The following is a 15,998-nucleotide window of genomic DNA, read 5'->3' on the forward strand; positions in this document are numbered from 1 at the left end:
GCCGACGATGTTGAGTATACTCTGGAGTTTTGCCGCCTTTATCGTGGCGCTTGGCGTGCTGATTACCGTGCACGAGTTTGGCCATTTCTGGGTGGCGCGCCGCTGCGGTGTCAAAGTTGAACGTTTCTCGATTGGCTTTGGTAAAGCGCTGTGGCGTCGCAGCGATCGTCAGGGCACCGAATATGTCATCGCGCTGATTCCGCTCGGCGGCTACGTCAAAATGCTCGACGAACGCGTTGAGAGCGTTCCCGCCGAACTGCGTCACCAAGCCTTCAATAATAAAACCGTGCTGCAACGTGCGTCGATTATCGCAGCCGGTCCTATCGCTAATTTCATCTTCGCCATCTTTGCTTATTGGGCCGTGTTTATTCACGGCGTGCCGGGTGTGCGCCCCGTAGTTGGTGAAATTCTGAACGGTTCCGTCGCTGCTGAAGCGCAAATTACCTCCGGCATGGAACTTAAAGCGGTAGATGGTATCGAAACGCCTGATTGGGATGCAGTGCGTATGGCGCTGATCGGTAAAATCGGCGACAGCGATGCCACGCTTACCGTCTCGCAATTTGGCGAAGAAGCCACGCAGCAAAAGCAATTAAATTTGCGCGATTGGCAATTTGAGCCTGATAAACAGGATCCGGTGGTCGCTTTAGGTATTCGTCCACGTGGGCCGCAGATTGAAACGACCTTAGCTGAAGTTCAGGCAAACTCACCGGCAAGCAATGCTGGTTTGCAAGCGGGCGATAGGATCGTTAAAGTCGATGGTCAGCCATTGTCACAGTGGCAGGCTTTTGCGGCACAGGTGCGGGATAATCCGGGCAAAAACATGGCGCTAGACATCGAGCGCAACGGCGAACCTGTGGCGTTGACGTTAACGCCGGAAGCGAAACCGGGCAAGGAAGCGGAAGGCTTCGCGGGTGTCATTCCGCGTGTGATTCCGCTGCCTGATGAGTACAAAACGGTAAGGCAGTATGGGCCTTTTGCGGCGATCGGCGAAGCAAGTGTAAAAACCTGGCAGCTGATGAAGCTAACGGTCTCCATGCTGGGCAAGTTGATAATCGGGGATGTGAAGCTGAATAACCTGAGCGGGCCGATTTCGATCGCGCAGGGTGCCGGGTTATCAGCAGAGTACGGGGTGATTTATTACCTGATGTTCCTGGCGCTTATCAGCGTCAACCTGGGCATCATTAACCTGTTCCCTCTGCCGGTTTTAGATGGTGGTCATCTGCTCTTTCTGGCGATCGAAAAGATCAAAGGTGGACCGGTGTCCGAGCGAGTTCAGGACTTTAGTTATCGCATTGGCTCAATCTTGCTAGTGCTGTTAATGGGGCTTGCACTTTTCAATGATTTCTCTCGTTTGTAATAGCTGGAACGCATACAGACGCGGGATGTGTTAGGAAAACGCATAACAACGATGGCGATGAAAAAGTTGCTCATAGCGTCGCTGCTGTTTAGCAGCGCCACCGTTTACGGTGCAGACGATTTCGTAGTGAAGGACATTCATTTCGAAGGTCTCCAGCGAGTCGCCGTCGGCGCGGCTCTGCTCAGCATGCCGGTTCGTGTCGGTGATACGGTGAATGACGATGACGTCAGAAATACCATTCGCTCACTGTTCGCCACCGGTAACTTTGAAGATGTGCAGGTTCTGCGTGACGGTACCACCCTGATTGTTCAGGTGAAAGAGCGTCCGACCATTGCCAACATCACTTTCTCCGGCAACAAAGCGGTGAAAGAAGATCAGCTGAAACAGAACCTCGAAGCGTCTGGCGTGCGCGTTGGCGAAGCGCTGGACCGCACCACGCTCTCTTCAATCGAGAAGGGCCTGGAAGACTTCTATTACAGCGTCGGTAAATACACCGCCAGCGTCAAAGCCATTGCTACGCCGCTGCCGCGCAACCGTGTGGATCTGAAATTCGTCTTCCAGGAAGGCGTTTCAGCACAGATCCAGCAGATCAACATCGTCGGCAATAAAGCATTTAGCTCTGACGAACTGATCTCGCGCTTCTCACTGCGTGATGAAGTGCCATGGTGGAACGTGGTGGGCGATCGCAAATACCAGAAGCAGAAGTTAGCGGGCGATCTCGAAACCCTGCGCAGCTTCTATCTGGATCGCGGTTATGCGCGTTTCAACATCGATTCTACGCAGGTGAGCCTGACGCCAGATAAGAAAGGCATCTACATCACCGTGAACATCAACGAAGGCGATCAGTACAACATTGCCGGCGTGATCGTGAACGGCAGCATGGCGGGCCATTCTGCTGAAATCGAAAAGATGACCAGAATTCCAGCGGGTGAGCTGTATAACGGCACCAAAGTCACCCAAATGGAAGATGACATCAAGAAATTGCTGGGCCGCTACGGTTACGCCTATCCGCGCGTAATGACCCAGCCAGAAATTAATGATGCTGACAAAACCGTCAAGCTGCATATCAACGTGGATGCGGGCAACCGTTACTACGTGCGTAAAGTGCGCTTTGAAGGTAACGACACCTCAAAAGATTCCGTGTTGCGCCGTGAAATGCGCCAGATGGAAGGTGCCTGGTTGGGCAGTGATCTCGTCGATCAGGGTAAAGAGCGTCTGAACCGTACCGGTTACTTCGAAACCGTGGATGTGGATACGCAACGCGTTCCAGGTGCACCAGACCAGGTTGATGTGGTCTACAAGGTGAAAGAGCGTAACACTGGTACCTTCAACTTTGGTGTTGGTTACGGTACTGAAAGTGGCGTGAGCTTCCAGGTGGGTGTGACCCAGGAAAACTGGCTCGGCACCGGCAACACCGTTGGCATTAGCGGCACTAAAAACGATTACCAGACCTATGCTGAGTTCTCATTGACCGATCCGTACTTCACGGTCGACGGTGTGAGCCTTGGTGGTCGTTTGTTCTATAACGACTTTAAAGCCGATGACGCGGATCTGTCTGACTATACCAACAAAAGTTATGGTCTTGACGGTACGCTTGGCTTCCCGGTCAACGAAAACAACACCCTGCGTGTTGGTTTAGGTTACGTGCATAACGACCTCTCCAACATGCGTCCACAGGTGGCGATGTGGCGTTATCTGGATTCAGTCGGTCGTCATCAAGGCTTGAATGATGATGGTGATTTCTCTGCAGATGATTTCACCTTTAACTACGGTTGGACCTATAACACCTTAGACCGCGGCTTCTTCCCAACGCGCGGTAACCGTACCAACCTGAACGGTAAAGTGACGATTCCAGGCTCTGATAACGCGTTCTACAAAGCGACATTGGATAGCCAGCAATATGTGCCGCTGAACCGCGACGGTACATGGGTAGTATTAGGCCGTGGCCGTGTTGGATATGGTGACGGACTTAATGGTAAAGAGATGCCGTTCTATGAGAACTTCTACGGCGGTGGCTCGAGCACAGTGCGTGGCTTCCAGTCCAATACCATTGGTCCTAAAGCTGCGTATCTGAACGATGGCTCATCAACCTGTAATCTCTCAGATCCAAACGGCGTCTGTAAGTCGGATGATGCGGTTGGTGGTAACGCCATGGCGATTGCCAGCCTTGAGCTGATCACGCCAACGCCGTTCCTGAGCGAGAAGTATGCGAATTCCGTGCGTACTTCGGTGTTTATGGATGCCGGTACCGTTTGGGATACCAAATGGCAGAACACCGCGGAAACACGCGCGGCGGGTGTGCCAGATTACAGCGATCCTAATAACATTCGCGTCTCTGCCGGTGTGGCACTGCAGTGGATGTCACCGTTAGGACCGCTGGTATTCTCATACGCCCAGCCGATGAAGAAAGTCGAGGGAGACAAGTCAGAGCAATTCCAGTTTAACATTGGTAAAACCTGGTAAGGCTCTGAGCAGGGAAGTGAAAATACCGTCTTGCACGCGTGCTGCCTGATAATGCGGCACGCTGCAAACACACACGTTGAGGTAAGGAGTTTATAGTGAAAAAGTTGTTCTGTGCTGCTGCTCTGGGTGTTGCGTTAGCTGCTTCTGCGGGTGCCCAAGCGGCTGATAAAGTTGCCGTCGTGAACCTGAGCCAGGTTTTCCAGCAGTCTCCGCAGCGTGCTGCTGTTGCTAAACAGCTTGAAGGTGAATTCCAGAGCCGCGCCTCTGATCTCCAGTCTCAGCAGCAGAAGATCCAGCAAGAAATTCAGGATCTGCAGCGTAATGCATCGACCATGAAAGCGAGCGACCGCACCAAGAAAGAGAAGCAAATCTCTTCTGAGCGTGCTGCCTTTGAACAAAAAGCACAGGCTTTTGACAAAGACAACCAAACTCGTCAGATGCAGGAGCGTAACAAGCTGCTGGCTAAAATCCAGACCGCTGTTCAGTCTGTAGCGAAAAGCGAAGGTTACGATCTGGTTCTGGACTCTCAGGCCGTGCTGTACTCTTCTTCTGATGCTAAAGACATCACTGCTGACGTTGTAAAACAGGTTAAATAATTGATGTCATCAATTCGACTGGCTGATTTAGCCCAGCAGTTGGATGCAGAATTGCACGGAGATGGCGATATCGTCATCTCCGGCATTGCTTCTATGCAATCCGCCACAACTGGCCAAATCACTTTTCTTGCAAACAGCCGCTACCGCGAGCAGCTCGCTACTATCCAGGCTTCAGCCGTGGTGCTGACGGAAGCGGATCTGGAGTGGTGTAAAACGGCCGCCCTGGTGGTGAAAAATCCTTACTTAACTTATGCCCGCATGGCACAACTGCTGGACACCACGCCGCAGCCCGCGCAGAATATCGCGCCCAGTGCGGTGATCGATGCAACGGCTAAGCTGGGTAAGAATGTTTCGGTAGGCGCAAATGCGGTGATCGAGTCCGGCGTAGAGCTGGGTGACGACGTCGTTATTGGTGCAGGATGTTTTGTTGGTAAGCAGACGCGTATCGGTCGCGGCTCACGTTTGTGGGCTAACATCACGATTTATCACGAGATCCAGATCGGTCAGGATTGTCTGATTCAGTCGGGCACCGTTATTGGTGCTGATGGTTTCGGCTATGCTAACGATCGCGGCAATTGGGTGAAAATCCCACAGCTGGGTACCGTAGTGATTGGTAATCGGGTAGAAATTGGTGCCTGTACCACCATCGATCGCGGCGCGCTGGATAACACTCTGATCGGCAATGGTGTTATCATAGACAACCAGTGTCAGATTGCGCACAACGTCGTGATTGGTGATAACACCGCAGTTGCGGGTGGTGTGATCATGGCGGGTAGTCTGAAGATTGGACGTTACTGTATGATTGGCGGCGCCAGCGTCATTAACGGCCATATGGAAATCTGTGACAAAGTGACCGTAACGGGCATGGGCATGGTAATGCGCCCCATCACAGAGCCAGGCGTGTATTCGTCGGGTATTCCACTGCAACCCAACAAAACCTGGCGTAAAACAGCAGCGCTGGTGATGAACATCGATGAAATAAGCAAACGCTTAAAAGCCATCGAACGTAAGGTCGGCAAAGACGACTAAACGCATCCCACGCTACTCGCTTTCATAACAAGAAGTGTACTTTCTGCCACCTTCGGCTAACCCGAGAATGGCAGCAGGTATCGTAAGAAAGCGAAACGCCCCGAACTAATTTGCGGCCTGCGGAAGATCATTTTGATCGGTGCAGGCCGTGTTATTGTTGCCATCAGATTTTTTAGGACAGGAAGAGTATTTTGACTACTGAAACGCATACTCTGAAAATTGAAGAGATTTTAGAACTGCTGCCACACCGCTATCCTTTCTTGCTGGTTGATCGCGTGCTGGATTTTGAAGAGCATAAATATCTGCGCGCGGTGAAGAACGTTTCTGTTAACGAACCGTTTTTCCAGGGACATTTCCCTGGTAAGCCGATTTTCCCAGGCGTTCTGATTCTGGAAGCGATGGCGCAAGCGACCGGCATTCTGGCGTTCAAAAGCGTTGGAAAACTGGAACCAGGCGAACTCTATTACTTCGCTGGTATCGATGAAGCCCGTTTCAAACGTCCGGTTGTGCCGGGCGATCAGATGATCATGGAAGTGACCTTCGAGAAAACCCGTCGTGGCCTGACGCGCTTTAAAGGCGTGGCGACCGTGGACGGCAAAATTGTCTGTGAAGCGACCATGATGTGTGCCCGTAGCCGGGAGGCATAATAAGTGATTGATTCAACCGCCAATATCCATCCCAGTTCTGTCATTGAAGAGGGTGCCGTGATCGGCGCCAATGTTCACATCGGTCCGTTCTGCTTTATCGGTGCCAATGTGGAAATTGGTGAAGGAACGGTACTCAAATCGCACGTGGTGGTGAACGGCCATACGCGTATCGGCAAAGACAATCAGATCTACCAGTTCGCTTCCATTGGTGAAGTGAACCAGGACCTGAAATATGCGGGCGAACCAACGCGCGTTGAAATTGGCGATCGCAACCGCATCCGCGAGAGCGTCACCATTCATCGAGGCACCACGCAGGGCGGCAATGTGACCAAAGTCGGCAGCGATAACCTGCTGATGGTGAATGCTCACATCGCGCATGACTGCGTGATCGGCAATCGCTGCATCTTTGCTAACAATGCCACGCTGGGCGGTCACGTCACCGTTGATGATTTTGCCATTATCGGCGGTATGACGGCGGTACATCAGTGGTGCACCATTGGTGCTCACGTGATGGTTGGCGGTTGTTCAGGCGTCGCGCAGGATGTGCCGCCTTATGTCATTGCGCAGGGCAACCACGCAACGCCATACGGTATCAACATTGAAGGTCTGAAGCGTCGCGGCTTTAGCAAAGAAGCGCTGCATGCCATTCGCAACGCGTACAAACTGCTGTACCGCAGCGGAAAAACGCTGGATGAAGTGAAACCAGAGATTGAAGAGCTGGCGAAACAACACAGCGAAGTGCAGCCTTTTTATGACTTCTTTGCCCGTTCTACGCGTGGATTGATTCGTTAATCCATGTCAGCGCGTCCCCTAACGATTGCCCTGGTCGCCGGAGAAACCTCCGGCGATATTCTTGGTGCAGGTCTCATCCGGGCGTTAAAAGCGCGCCATCCCAATGCGCGCTTTGTGGGCGTGGCCGGTCCGCTGATGCAGGCCGAAGGCTGCGAAGCCTGGTATGAGATGGAAGAGCTGGCGGTGATGGGCATCGTCGAAGTGCTGGGACGCCTGCGGCGTCTGCTGAAGATTCGTCGTGACCTGACGCAGCGCTTCACCGAACTCAAGCCGGATGTGTTTGTGGGCATTGATGCGCCAGATTTCAACATCACGTTGGAAGGAAGCCTCAAGCGCACGGGCATTCGCACCATTCATTACGTTAGCCCTTCCGTTTGGGCGTGGCGTCAAAAGCGCGTTTTCAAAATCGGCCGCAACACCAATCTGGTGCTAGCATTCCTGCCGTTTGAAAAAGCGTTCTACGATCGTTTTAACGTGCCATGCCGCTTTATCGGCCACACCATGGCTGATGCGATGCCGCTACAGCCCGATAAGCTGGCGGCTCGCCGCGAGTTAGGCATCGCTGAAGAGGCGATTTGCCTTGGCTTGTTGCCGGGCAGTCGTGGTGCGGAAGTGGAAATGCTCAGCGCCGATTTCCTGCGCGCCGCGCAGCTGCTGCGTCAGCGCTATCCAACGTTGGAAATCGTGGTGCCGCTGGTGAATGCCAAACGCCGCGAGCAGTTTGAGCAGATCAAAGCGCAAGTTGCGCCTGAACTGCCGATGCATTTGCTGGATGGCAAAGGTCGTCAGGCGATGCTGGCCAGCGATGCCGCTATTCTTGCATCTGGCACCGCCGCGCTGGAGTGCATGCTGGCGAAATGCCCGATGGTGGTTGGCTATCGTATGAAGCCGTCGACCTTCTGGCTGGCAAAACGTTTGGTAAAAACGCCTTACGTTTCCCTGCCAAATCTGTTAGCCGGTCGCGAGCTGGTAAAAGAGTTGCTACAGGACGAGTGTCAGCCCGAAGCGTTAGCTGCGGCGCTTGAGCCGCTACTGCACGCGGGCCCTGAGCGCGACGCGCTGCTGAAAACCTTCACCGAACTGCATCAACAGATTCGCTGGAATGCCGATGAGCAGGCGGCGGATGCGGTACTGGAGATCATCAATGGCTGAATTTATCTATCCTAACGCGCAGCTGATTGCTGGCGTTGATGAGGTCGGACGCGGTCCGCTGGTTGGCGCAGTGGTGACGGCGGCGGTGATCCTTGATCCCGCCAACCCGATTGTCGGACTGGCCGACTCGAAAAAGCTCTCCGAGAAGCGTCGTCTGGCGCTGTATGACGAGATCAAAGAGAAGGCGCTGGCCTGGAGTCTTGGTCGAGCCGAGCCAGAAGAGATCGATCAGCTCAATATTCTGCACGCCACCATGCTGGCGATGCAGCGCGCGGTCGCGGGTTTGCACATTGCGCCGGACTTCGTCCTCATCGATGGTAACCGTTGTCCCGCGCTGCCGATGCCCTCGCAGGCGGTGGTAAAGGGCGATAGCCTGGTGAAAGAGATCAGTGCTGCTTCGATCATCGCCAAAGTCACGCGCGATCGTGAAATGGCCGAACTGGATCTGCTGTTCCCGCAATATGGTTTTGCGCAGCACAAAGGTTATCCAACCGCGCTGCACATGGAAAAGCTGACGCAGCACGGCGCCACACCTCATCATCGTCGCAGCTTTGCGCCGGTGCGTAACGCCTTGATTGATGCTGACGTGCTGGCAGCCCGCCAGCCAACTACGCTTTAATAGCCTGACGCTGTTTTAACCGGAAACTGATATGGCTGAACCTCGTTTTATACATCTGCGCGTCCACAGCGATTACTCCATGGTTGATGGTCTGGCGAAAACCGGACCTTTAGTCAAGAAGGCGGCTGCGCTGGGCATGCCGGCGATCGCCATTACCGACTACATCAACCTGTGCGGGCTGGTGCGTTTTTACGGTAGTGCGCACGGCGCGGGGATCAAGCCGATTGTCGGTGCTGATTTTCAGGTTGCCAGTGAATTAATGGGCGATGAGCTGACGCAGTTAACGCTGCTGGCGGCCAATAACACCGGTTATCAAAACCTGACCTTGCTGATTTCACGTGCCTATCAGCGCGGTTACGGCATTGCGGGCCCCATCATCGATCGCGACTGGCTGCTGGAACTGGGCGAAGGCCTGATTCTGCTGTCGGGCGGACGTCGTGGCGATGTGGGCCGCAGTCTGCTGCGCGGCAATAGCGCGATGGTCGCGCAGTGTTTGAGCTTTTATCAGGAACACTTCCCAAATCGTTATTACCTCGAATTGATGCGCACCGGTCGCGCCGATGAAGAAGCCTATCTGCATGCCGCCGTCGAGCTGGCGATTGCCGAAGGTATTCCCGTTGTTGCCACCAACGAAGTGTGCTTCCTCAATGAAGAAGATTTTGATGCGCATGAAATCCGCGTGGCGATTCATGACGGCTACACGCTGGACGATCCTAAGCGTCCGCGCAATTACAGTCCTCAGCAATATATGCGCAGTGAAGAGGAGATGTGCGAGCTGTTCTCGGACATCCCGGAAGCGCTGGAAAATAGCGTAGAGATTGCTAAGCGCTGTAACGTGACAGTGCGCCTCGGCGAGTACTTCCTGCCGCAGTTCCCCACCGGTGATATGAGCACCGAAGACTTCCTCGTGGCGAAGTCGCGCGAAGGTCTGGAAGAGCGTATGGAATTCCTCTTCCCGGATGCGGCGGTGCGCGCTGAAAAACGCGTGGAATATGATGAACGTCTGGAGATTGAACTCACCGTTATCAACCAGATGGGCTTTCCCGGCTACTTCCTGATCGTGATGGAGTTTATCCAGTGGTCGAAGGACAACGGCATTCCCGTCGGTCCAGGCCGTGGTTCGGGTGCCGGTTCATTAGTGGCATATGCGCTAAAAATTACCGATATCGATCCGCTGGAATTTGACCTGCTGTTTGAACGTTTCCTGAACCCGGAACGTGTCTCGATGCCTGATTTCGACGTCGACTTCTGCATGGAGAAACGCGATCAGGTGATCGATCACGTGGCCGATATGTATGGACGTGATGCGGTATCGCAGATCATTACGTTCGGTACCATGGCAGCGAAAGCGGTTATTCGCGATGTGGGACGTGTACTCGGCCATCCGTACGGTTTTGTTGATCGTATCTCTAAGCTGATCCCGCCGGATCCAGGCATGACGCTGGAGAAAGCCTTCCTGGCTGAACCGCAGCTGCCGGAGATCTACGAGGCAGATGAAGAGGTGAAAGCGCTGATCGACATGGCGCGCAAACTGGAAGGTGTCACGCGTAACGCCGGTAAACACGCCGGTGGTGTGGTGATCTCGCCGACCAAAATCACCGATTTTGCGCCGCTGTACTGCGATGAAAACGGGCAGTTCCCGGTTACCCAGTTTGATAAGAATGACGTGGAATATGCCGGGCTGGTGAAGTTTGACTTCCTTGGCCTGCGTACGCTCACTATCATCGACTGGGCGCTGAAGATGATTAACCCGCGCCGTGAAAAGCAGGGTTTGCCACCGATTGATATCGCCGCTATCCCGCTTGACGACAAAAAAAGTTTCGACATGCTACAGCGCTCGGAAACCACTGCGGTGTTCCAGCTTGAATCGCGCGGCATGAAAGATTTGATCAAACGTCTGAAGCCTGACTGCTTCGAAGATATGATCGCACTGGTGGCGCTATTCCGTCCGGGACCGCTGCAATCGGGCATGGTAGATAACTTCATCGACCGTAAGCACGGCCGCGAAGAGATTTCTTATCCGGATATTCAGTGGCAGCACGAAACTCTGAAACCGGTGCTGGAGCCGACCTACGGCATCATTCTGTATCAGGAACAGGTGATGCAGATCGCGCAGGTGCTGTCGGGCTACACGCTGGGCGGCGCGGACATGTTGCGTCGTGCGATGGGTAAAAAGAAACCCGAAGAGATGGCGAAGCAGCGTTCGGTGTTCCAGGACGGTGCAGAGAAGATGGGTGTCGACGGCGAACTGTCGATGAAAATCTTCGATCTGGTAGAGAAATTCGCCGGCTATGGCTTTAACAAGTCACACTCCGCTGCTTACGCATTGGTTTCCTATCAAACGCTGTGGCTGAAAGCGCACTATCCGGCAGAGTTCATGGCGGCCGTAATGACCGCTGATATGGATAACACCGAGAAAGTGGTTGGCCTGGTCGACGAATGCTGGCGCATGGGCCTCAAAGTGCTGCCGCCAGATATCAACTCAGGTTTGTATCCGTTCCATGTCAATGACGATGGCGAGATCGTTTACGGCATCGGCGCGATCAAAGGCGTGGGTGAAGGCCCGATCGAAGCGATCCTGGAAGCGCGTAACGAAGGCGGTTACTTCAAAGAGCTGTTTGATCTCTGCGCGCGCACCGACACCAAAAAGATCAACCGTCGCGTGATGGAAAAACTGATCATGTCAGGCGCGTTCGATCGTCTCGGCCCGCATCGTGCGGCCTTGATGAGTGCGCTTAGCGACGCCTTAAAAGCGGCCGATCAGCATGCCAAAGCCGAAGCCATCGGCCAGGCCGATATGTTTGGCGTGCTGGCGGAAGAGCCGGAGCAGGTGGAGAAATCCTACGCCAGCATCACGCCGTGGCCGGAACAAATTCAACTGGATGGCGAACGTGAGACCTTAGGTCTCTATCTTACCGGCCATCCAATTAATCAGTATTTGAAAGAAATTGAGCGTTACGTCGGCGGCATGCGCCTGAAAGACATGCATCCGACAGATCGTGGTAAAGTAACCGTCGCGGCGGGGCTGGTGATTGCCGCCCGCGTGATGGTCACTAAACGCGGCAACCGAATTGGTATTTGTACGATTGACGATCGTTCTGGTCGTCTTGAAGTGATGTTATTTACCGATGCGTTAGATAAATACCAGCAGTTGCTGGAGAAGGACCGTATCCTGATCGTCAGTGGACAGGTCAGCTTTGATGACTTTAGCGGTGGCCTTAAAATGACCGCTCGGGAAGTTATGGACATCGACGAAGCGCGGGAAAAATACGCGCGCGGACTTGCTATCTCGCTGACGGACAGGCAAATTGATGACCAGCTTTTAAACCGTCTCCGCCAGTCTCTGGAGCCTCATCGCTCCGGGACCATTCCGGTGCATCTCTACTATCAGAGAGCCGATGCGCGAGCGAAGCTACGCTTTGGTGCAGCGTGGCGTATTTCGCCCAGCGATCGTTTACTCAACGATTTGCGGTCGTTAGTAGGATCGGAGCAGGTGGAACTGGAGTTTGACTAAAACAGGAACATTATGAGTCTTAATTACCTGGATTTTGAACAGCCAATCGCAGAGCTTGAAGCGAAAATCGACTCGTTGAAATCGATTGGCCGTTCGGATGAGAAACACGATATTAATTTGGATGAGGAAGTGCAGCGTCTGCGCGAAAAAAGCGTCGAGCTGACCCGTAAAATCTTCTCCGATTTAGGCGCATGGCAAGTGGCGCAACTCGCGCGTCATCCGCTGCGTCCTTATACACTGGACTATATCCGCAACGCGTTTGATGATTTCGACGAACTGGCGGGCGATCGTGCTTATGCCGATGATAAAGCGATTGTCGGCGGTATTGCCCGTCTCGACGGTCGTCCAGTGATGATCATTGGTCATCAGAAAGGTCGCGAAACCAAAGAGAAAATCCGTCGTAACTTCGGTATGCCGGCACCAGAAGGCTACCGCAAAGCGCTGCGTCTGATGGAAATGGCTGAACGCTTTAAGATGCCGCTGATCACCTTCATCGACACGCCGGGTGCTTATCCGGGCGTGGGTGCAGAAGAGCGCGGTCAGTCTGAAGCGATCGCCCGCAACCTGCGTGAAATGTCTGGCCTGAAAATTCCGGTGATTTGTACCGTAATCGGCGAAGGCGGTTCCGGTGGCGCGCTGGCTATTGGCGTGGGTGACAAAGTAAACATGCTGCAGTACAGCACCTATTCGGTGATTTCACCGGAAGGTTGTGCATCAATCCTGTGGAAAAGCGCCGACAAAGCACCGTTGGCGGCGGAAGCGATGGGTATCACCGCTGAGCGTCTGAAAGAGCTGAAGCTGATCGATTCCATCATTCCTGAACCGTTGGGCGGCGCGCATCGTCAACCGGTAGATATGGCGGCTTCTCTTAAGCAGCAACTGCTGGCGGATCTGGCCGATCTCGATGTGCTGAGCACCGAAGAGTTGCTCAACCGTCGCTATCAGCGCCTGATGAACTACGGCTACGCTTGATACATCAAACTGAAGCAAGAAGCGGACCTCGGTCCGCTTTTTTTACGCCTGCTAATCGATAATTTCGCATTGGTCGCCATTCATGGCGACCTTTTCTGGCCTAAGCACCCAACCCAAAGCGCGATGAACCTCAACAGCAGAGCATTCCAGGTTTATCCGCGCGCGCTTTTCGCTATCCTTATTCAGTGCCACAACACCACAGGAGGTGAGCATTGAATATTATTGCGATCATGGGACCGCACGGCGCTTTCTACAAAGATGAGCCTATTCGCGAACTGGATGCTGCCCTTAAGCTGCAAGGCTTCCAAACCGTTTACCCCAATAATGCCAGCGACCTGCTGAAGTTGATTGAACACAATCCGCGTATCTGCGGAGTGATTTTTGACTGGGACGATTACAGTCTGGCGCTGTGTAGCGACATCAATCAGCTCAATGAATATCTGCCGCTGTATGCCTTCATCAACACCCATTCGCAAATGGATGTCAGCATCAACGAGATGCGTATGGCGCTGCACTTCTTCGAATATGCCTTGAGCGCCGCCGATGACATCGCGCTGCATATTCGTCAGTACACCGATGAGTACATCGACAACATCACGCCGCCGCTGACCAAGGCCTTGTTCACCTACGTCAAAGAGGGCAAATACACCTTCTGCACGCCGGGCCACATGGGCGGCAGCGCCTTCCAGAAAAGCCCGGTGGGCAGCCTGTTTTATGACTTCTTCGGCTCGAACACTTTAAAAGCGGATGTCTCGATCTCGGTAACGGAACTGGGTTCGTTGCTTGATCACACCGGCCCGCATCTGGAAGCGGAGGAGTACGTCGCGCGCACCTTTGGGGCTGAGCAAAGCTACATGGTGACCAACGGCACCTCGACCTCGAACAAAATCGTCGGCATGTATGCGGCGCCAGCGGGCAGCACCGTGCTGATTGACCGCAACTGCCATAAATCGCTGACCCATTTGCTGATGATGAGCGACATCATCCCGATCTGGCTCAAACCGACGCGCAACGCGTTGGGCATTCTGGGCGGCATTCCGCAGCGCGAGTTTACGCGTGACAGCATCCAACTAAAGGTCAATGCTACGCCACGCGCCAGCTGGCCGGTGCATGCGGTGATCACCAACTCAACCTACGATGGCCTGCTGTATAACACGCAATTCATCAAACAGACGCTGGATGTGCCATCTATCCACTTTGATTCTGCGTGGGTGCCGTACACCAATTTCCATCCAATTTATGCCGGCAAAAGCGGCATGAGCGGCGATCGGATTTCCGGCAAAGTGATCTATGAAACGCAATCGACACACAAACTGCTGGCGGCGTTCTCGCAGGCTTCGCTGATTCACATCAAAGGCGATTACGACGAGCACACCTTCAACGAAGCCTACATGATGCACACCACCACCTCGCCGAGCTACGCGATTGTCTCGTCGATTGAAACCGCGGCGGCGATGCTGCGCGGCAATCCGGGTAAGCGACTGATCAACCGCTCGGTTGAACGTGCGCTGCATTTCCGTCGTGAGATTCAGCGCTTGCGTGAAGAGTGCGACGGCTGGTTCTTTGATATCTGGCAGCCGGAACAGATCGATCAAGCCGAATGCTGGCCGATCCAGCCGGGCGAAGAGGATTGGCACGGTTTCACTCATGCCGACCGTGATCATATGTATCTCGATCCGATCAAAGTCACCATTCTGACGCCGGGCATGAGCGAGCTGGGCAAGATGGCGGAAGAGGGCATTCCAGCCGCGCTGGTGGCTAAGTTCCTCGATCAGCGCGGTATCGTGGTGGAGAAAACCGGGCCGTACAATTTGCTGTTCCTGTTCAGCATCGGCATTGATAAAACCAAAGCGATGAGCGTGCTGCGTGGTCTGACGGAGTTTAAGCGCGCATACGATCTCAACCTGCGGGTGAAAAACATGCTGCCGGATCTCTACGCTGAAGATCCCGATTTCTACCGCAACATGCGCATCCAAACGCTGGCGCAGGGCATTCATCAGTTGATCCTGCAACACGATCTGCCGCGCCTGATGTTGATAGCGTTCGATGTGCTGCCGGAGATGAAGATGACGCCGCATCAGGCGTTTCAGCGCCAGGTGAAAGGTCAGGTGGAAACGGTGGACATTCGCGAGCTGGTGGGGCGCATTTCGGCCAACATGATTCTGCCGTACCCGCCAGGCGTGCCGGTGGTGATGCCGGGCGAGATGATTACGGAAGAGAGCCGTTCCGTGCTCGATTTTCTGCTGATGCTTTGCACTATTGGTCGACACTATCCCGGCTTCGAAACCGATATTCACGGTGCAACGCTCACAGAAGATGGCCGCTATCTGGTGCGCGTATTGCGTGAAGAAGTCGGACAATCACCTCTTTCCAACGCCGCTTGTGCCACGTAGGGTAAGCGGCTTATGTCAAAACCGGAGTCGCTATGCTGCAAATAAAACAGATCCACCACATCGCCATTATTGCTACCGATTATCAGCGCAGTAAGGCGTTTTATTGTGATGTGCTGGGTTTTGAATTGTTGGGTGAATATTACCGCGCCGAGCGCGACTCGTGGAAAGGCGATCTGGGTCTGAACGGGGTTTACACCATCGAGCTGTTCTCTTTTCCCTCGCCGCCGCCACGCGTCAGTGGCCCGGAAGCCTGCGGCCTGCGCCATCTGGCGTTTTGCGTTGAGGATGTTGAGCAGTCAATTGCGGCGCTGGCGGAGAAGGGCGTGACGTGTGAGCCGATTCGTATCGATGCGTTAACCGGTAAAGCCTGCACTTTCTTCCCCGATCCGGATGGTTTGCCGCTGGAGCTGTATCAGGCGTAAACTAGCGTCCGCCGCGAGCCGCAATTCGGTGGCTCGCCCGGA

General features: G+C 54.0%; 12 protein-coding genes. All 12 read left to right on the plus strand.

Features of this window, described 5'->3' with window-relative positions:
• Positions 1 to 7 precede the first annotated feature (7 nt).
• The 12 genes from rseP to NQH49_RS03990 all read left to right on the plus strand — a co-directional run bounded on the left by rseP (position 8) and on the right by NQH49_RS03990 (position 15,956).
• A complete protein-coding gene (gene rseP / locus NQH49_RS03935; RefSeq protein ID WP_256695663.1) occupies positions 8 to 1,357 on the plus strand; it encodes a sigma E protease regulator RseP in 1,350 nt (449 codons plus the stop codon).
• A gap of 51 nt (positions 1,358 to 1,408) precedes the next feature.
• Positions 1,409 to 3,820 carry an outer membrane protein assembly factor BamA gene (bamA, locus tag NQH49_RS03940; RefSeq protein ID WP_256695664.1) on the plus strand — a complete coding sequence of 804 codons (2,412 nt, stop codon included), beginning with the start codon at positions 1,409 to 1,411 and terminating at the stop codon, positions 3,818 to 3,820.
• Positions 3,821 to 3,915: 95 nt separating this feature from the next.
• Complete coding sequence (locus NQH49_RS03945) at positions 3,916 to 4,416, plus strand: OmpH family outer membrane protein (protein WP_007893920.1); 501 nt, start codon at positions 3,916 to 3,918, stop codon at positions 4,414 to 4,416.
• Between the two features lie 3 nt (positions 4,417 to 4,419).
• Positions 4,420 to 5,445, plus strand: a complete 1,026-nt coding sequence (gene lpxD, locus NQH49_RS03950) for a UDP-3-O-(3-hydroxymyristoyl)glucosamine N-acyltransferase (RefSeq protein WP_256695665.1) — start codon at positions 4,420 to 4,422, stop codon at positions 5,443 to 5,445.
• A 191-nt stretch (positions 5,446 to 5,636) separates the two neighbouring features.
• On the plus strand, positions 5,637 to 6,092 hold the full coding sequence (gene fabZ, locus NQH49_RS03955) for a 3-hydroxyacyl-ACP dehydratase FabZ (RefSeq protein WP_007893924.1): 456 nt from the start codon (positions 5,637 to 5,639) through the stop codon (positions 6,090 to 6,092).
• 3 nt (positions 6,093 to 6,095) lie between these two features.
• The gene (lpxA, locus tag NQH49_RS03960; RefSeq protein WP_101762042.1) at positions 6,096 to 6,884 is read left to right on the plus strand and encodes an acyl-ACP--UDP-N-acetylglucosamine O-acyltransferase; all 789 of its coding nucleotides are present in this window, start codon (positions 6,096 to 6,098) and stop codon (positions 6,882 to 6,884) included.
• A gap of 3 nt (positions 6,885 to 6,887) precedes the next feature.
• The gene (gene lpxB / locus NQH49_RS03965; RefSeq protein WP_256695666.1) at positions 6,888 to 8,036 is read left to right on the plus strand and encodes a lipid-A-disaccharide synthase; all 1,149 of its coding nucleotides are present in this window, start codon (positions 6,888 to 6,890) and stop codon (positions 8,034 to 8,036) included.
• On the plus strand, positions 8,029 to 8,655 hold the full coding sequence (gene rnhB / locus NQH49_RS03970; protein WP_008108474.1) for a ribonuclease HII: 627 nt from the start codon (positions 8,029 to 8,031) through the stop codon (positions 8,653 to 8,655). The genes lpxB and rnhB overlap by 8 nt, the downstream gene beginning before the upstream one ends.
• Before the next feature lie 31 nt (positions 8,656 to 8,686).
• Positions 8,687 to 12,169, plus strand: coding sequence for a DNA polymerase III subunit alpha (gene dnaE, locus NQH49_RS03975; protein WP_256695667.1), 3,483 nt, complete (start codon positions 8,687 to 8,689; stop codon positions 12,167 to 12,169).
• Positions 12,170 to 12,181: 12 nt separating this feature from the next.
• Positions 12,182 to 13,141 carry an acetyl-CoA carboxylase carboxyl transferase subunit alpha gene (gene accA, locus NQH49_RS03980; RefSeq protein WP_101762038.1) on the plus strand — a complete coding sequence of 320 codons (960 nt, stop codon included), beginning with the start codon at positions 12,182 to 12,184 and terminating at the stop codon, positions 13,139 to 13,141.
• Between the two features lie 212 nt (positions 13,142 to 13,353).
• Entirely contained in the window at positions 13,354 to 15,534 is a 2,181-nt protein-coding gene (locus NQH49_RS03985) for a lysine decarboxylase LdcC (RefSeq protein ID WP_256695668.1), read from the plus strand.
• A 32-nt stretch (positions 15,535 to 15,566) separates the two neighbouring features.
• Positions 15,567 to 15,956: a VOC family protein gene (locus NQH49_RS03990; RefSeq protein ID WP_008108470.1), complete on the plus strand. Its 390-nt coding sequence runs from the start codon at positions 15,567 to 15,569 to the stop codon at positions 15,954 to 15,956.
• Positions 15,957 to 15,998 lie beyond the last annotated feature (42 nt).

It is taken from the genome of Pantoea trifolii, from assembly GCF_024506435.1.
In the GTDB taxonomy this organism is placed as follows: Bacteria; Pseudomonadota; Gammaproteobacteria; order Enterobacterales; family Enterobacteriaceae; genus Pantoea; species Pantoea trifolii.

Bases quoted from the DNA above. Each gene is read 5' to 3' on its own strand.
- rseP (WP_256695663.1), top strand. From the start codon at position 8: ATGTTGAGTATACTCTGGAGTTTTGCCGCCTTTATCGTGGCGCTTGGC.
- bamA (WP_256695664.1), top strand. From the start codon at position 1,409: ATGGCGATGAAAAAGTTGCTCATAGCGTCGCTGCTGTTTAGCAGCGCC.
- lpxD (WP_256695665.1), top strand. From the start codon at position 4,420: ATGTCATCAATTCGACTGGCTGATTTAGCCCAGCAGTTGGATGCAGAA.
- lpxB (WP_256695666.1), top strand. From the start codon at position 6,888: ATGTCAGCGCGTCCCCTAACGATTGCCCTGGTCGCCGGAGAAACCTCC.
- rnhB (WP_008108474.1), top strand. From the start codon at position 8,029: ATGGCTGAATTTATCTATCCTAACGCGCAGCTGATTGCTGGCGTTGAT.
- dnaE (WP_256695667.1), top strand. From the start codon at position 8,687: ATGGCTGAACCTCGTTTTATACATCTGCGCGTCCACAGCGATTACTCC.
- accA (WP_101762038.1), top strand. From the start codon at position 12,182: ATGAGTCTTAATTACCTGGATTTTGAACAGCCAATCGCAGAGCTTGAA.
- NQH49_RS03990 (WP_008108470.1), top strand. From the start codon at position 15,567: ATGCTGCAAATAAAACAGATCCACCACATCGCCATTATTGCTACCGAT.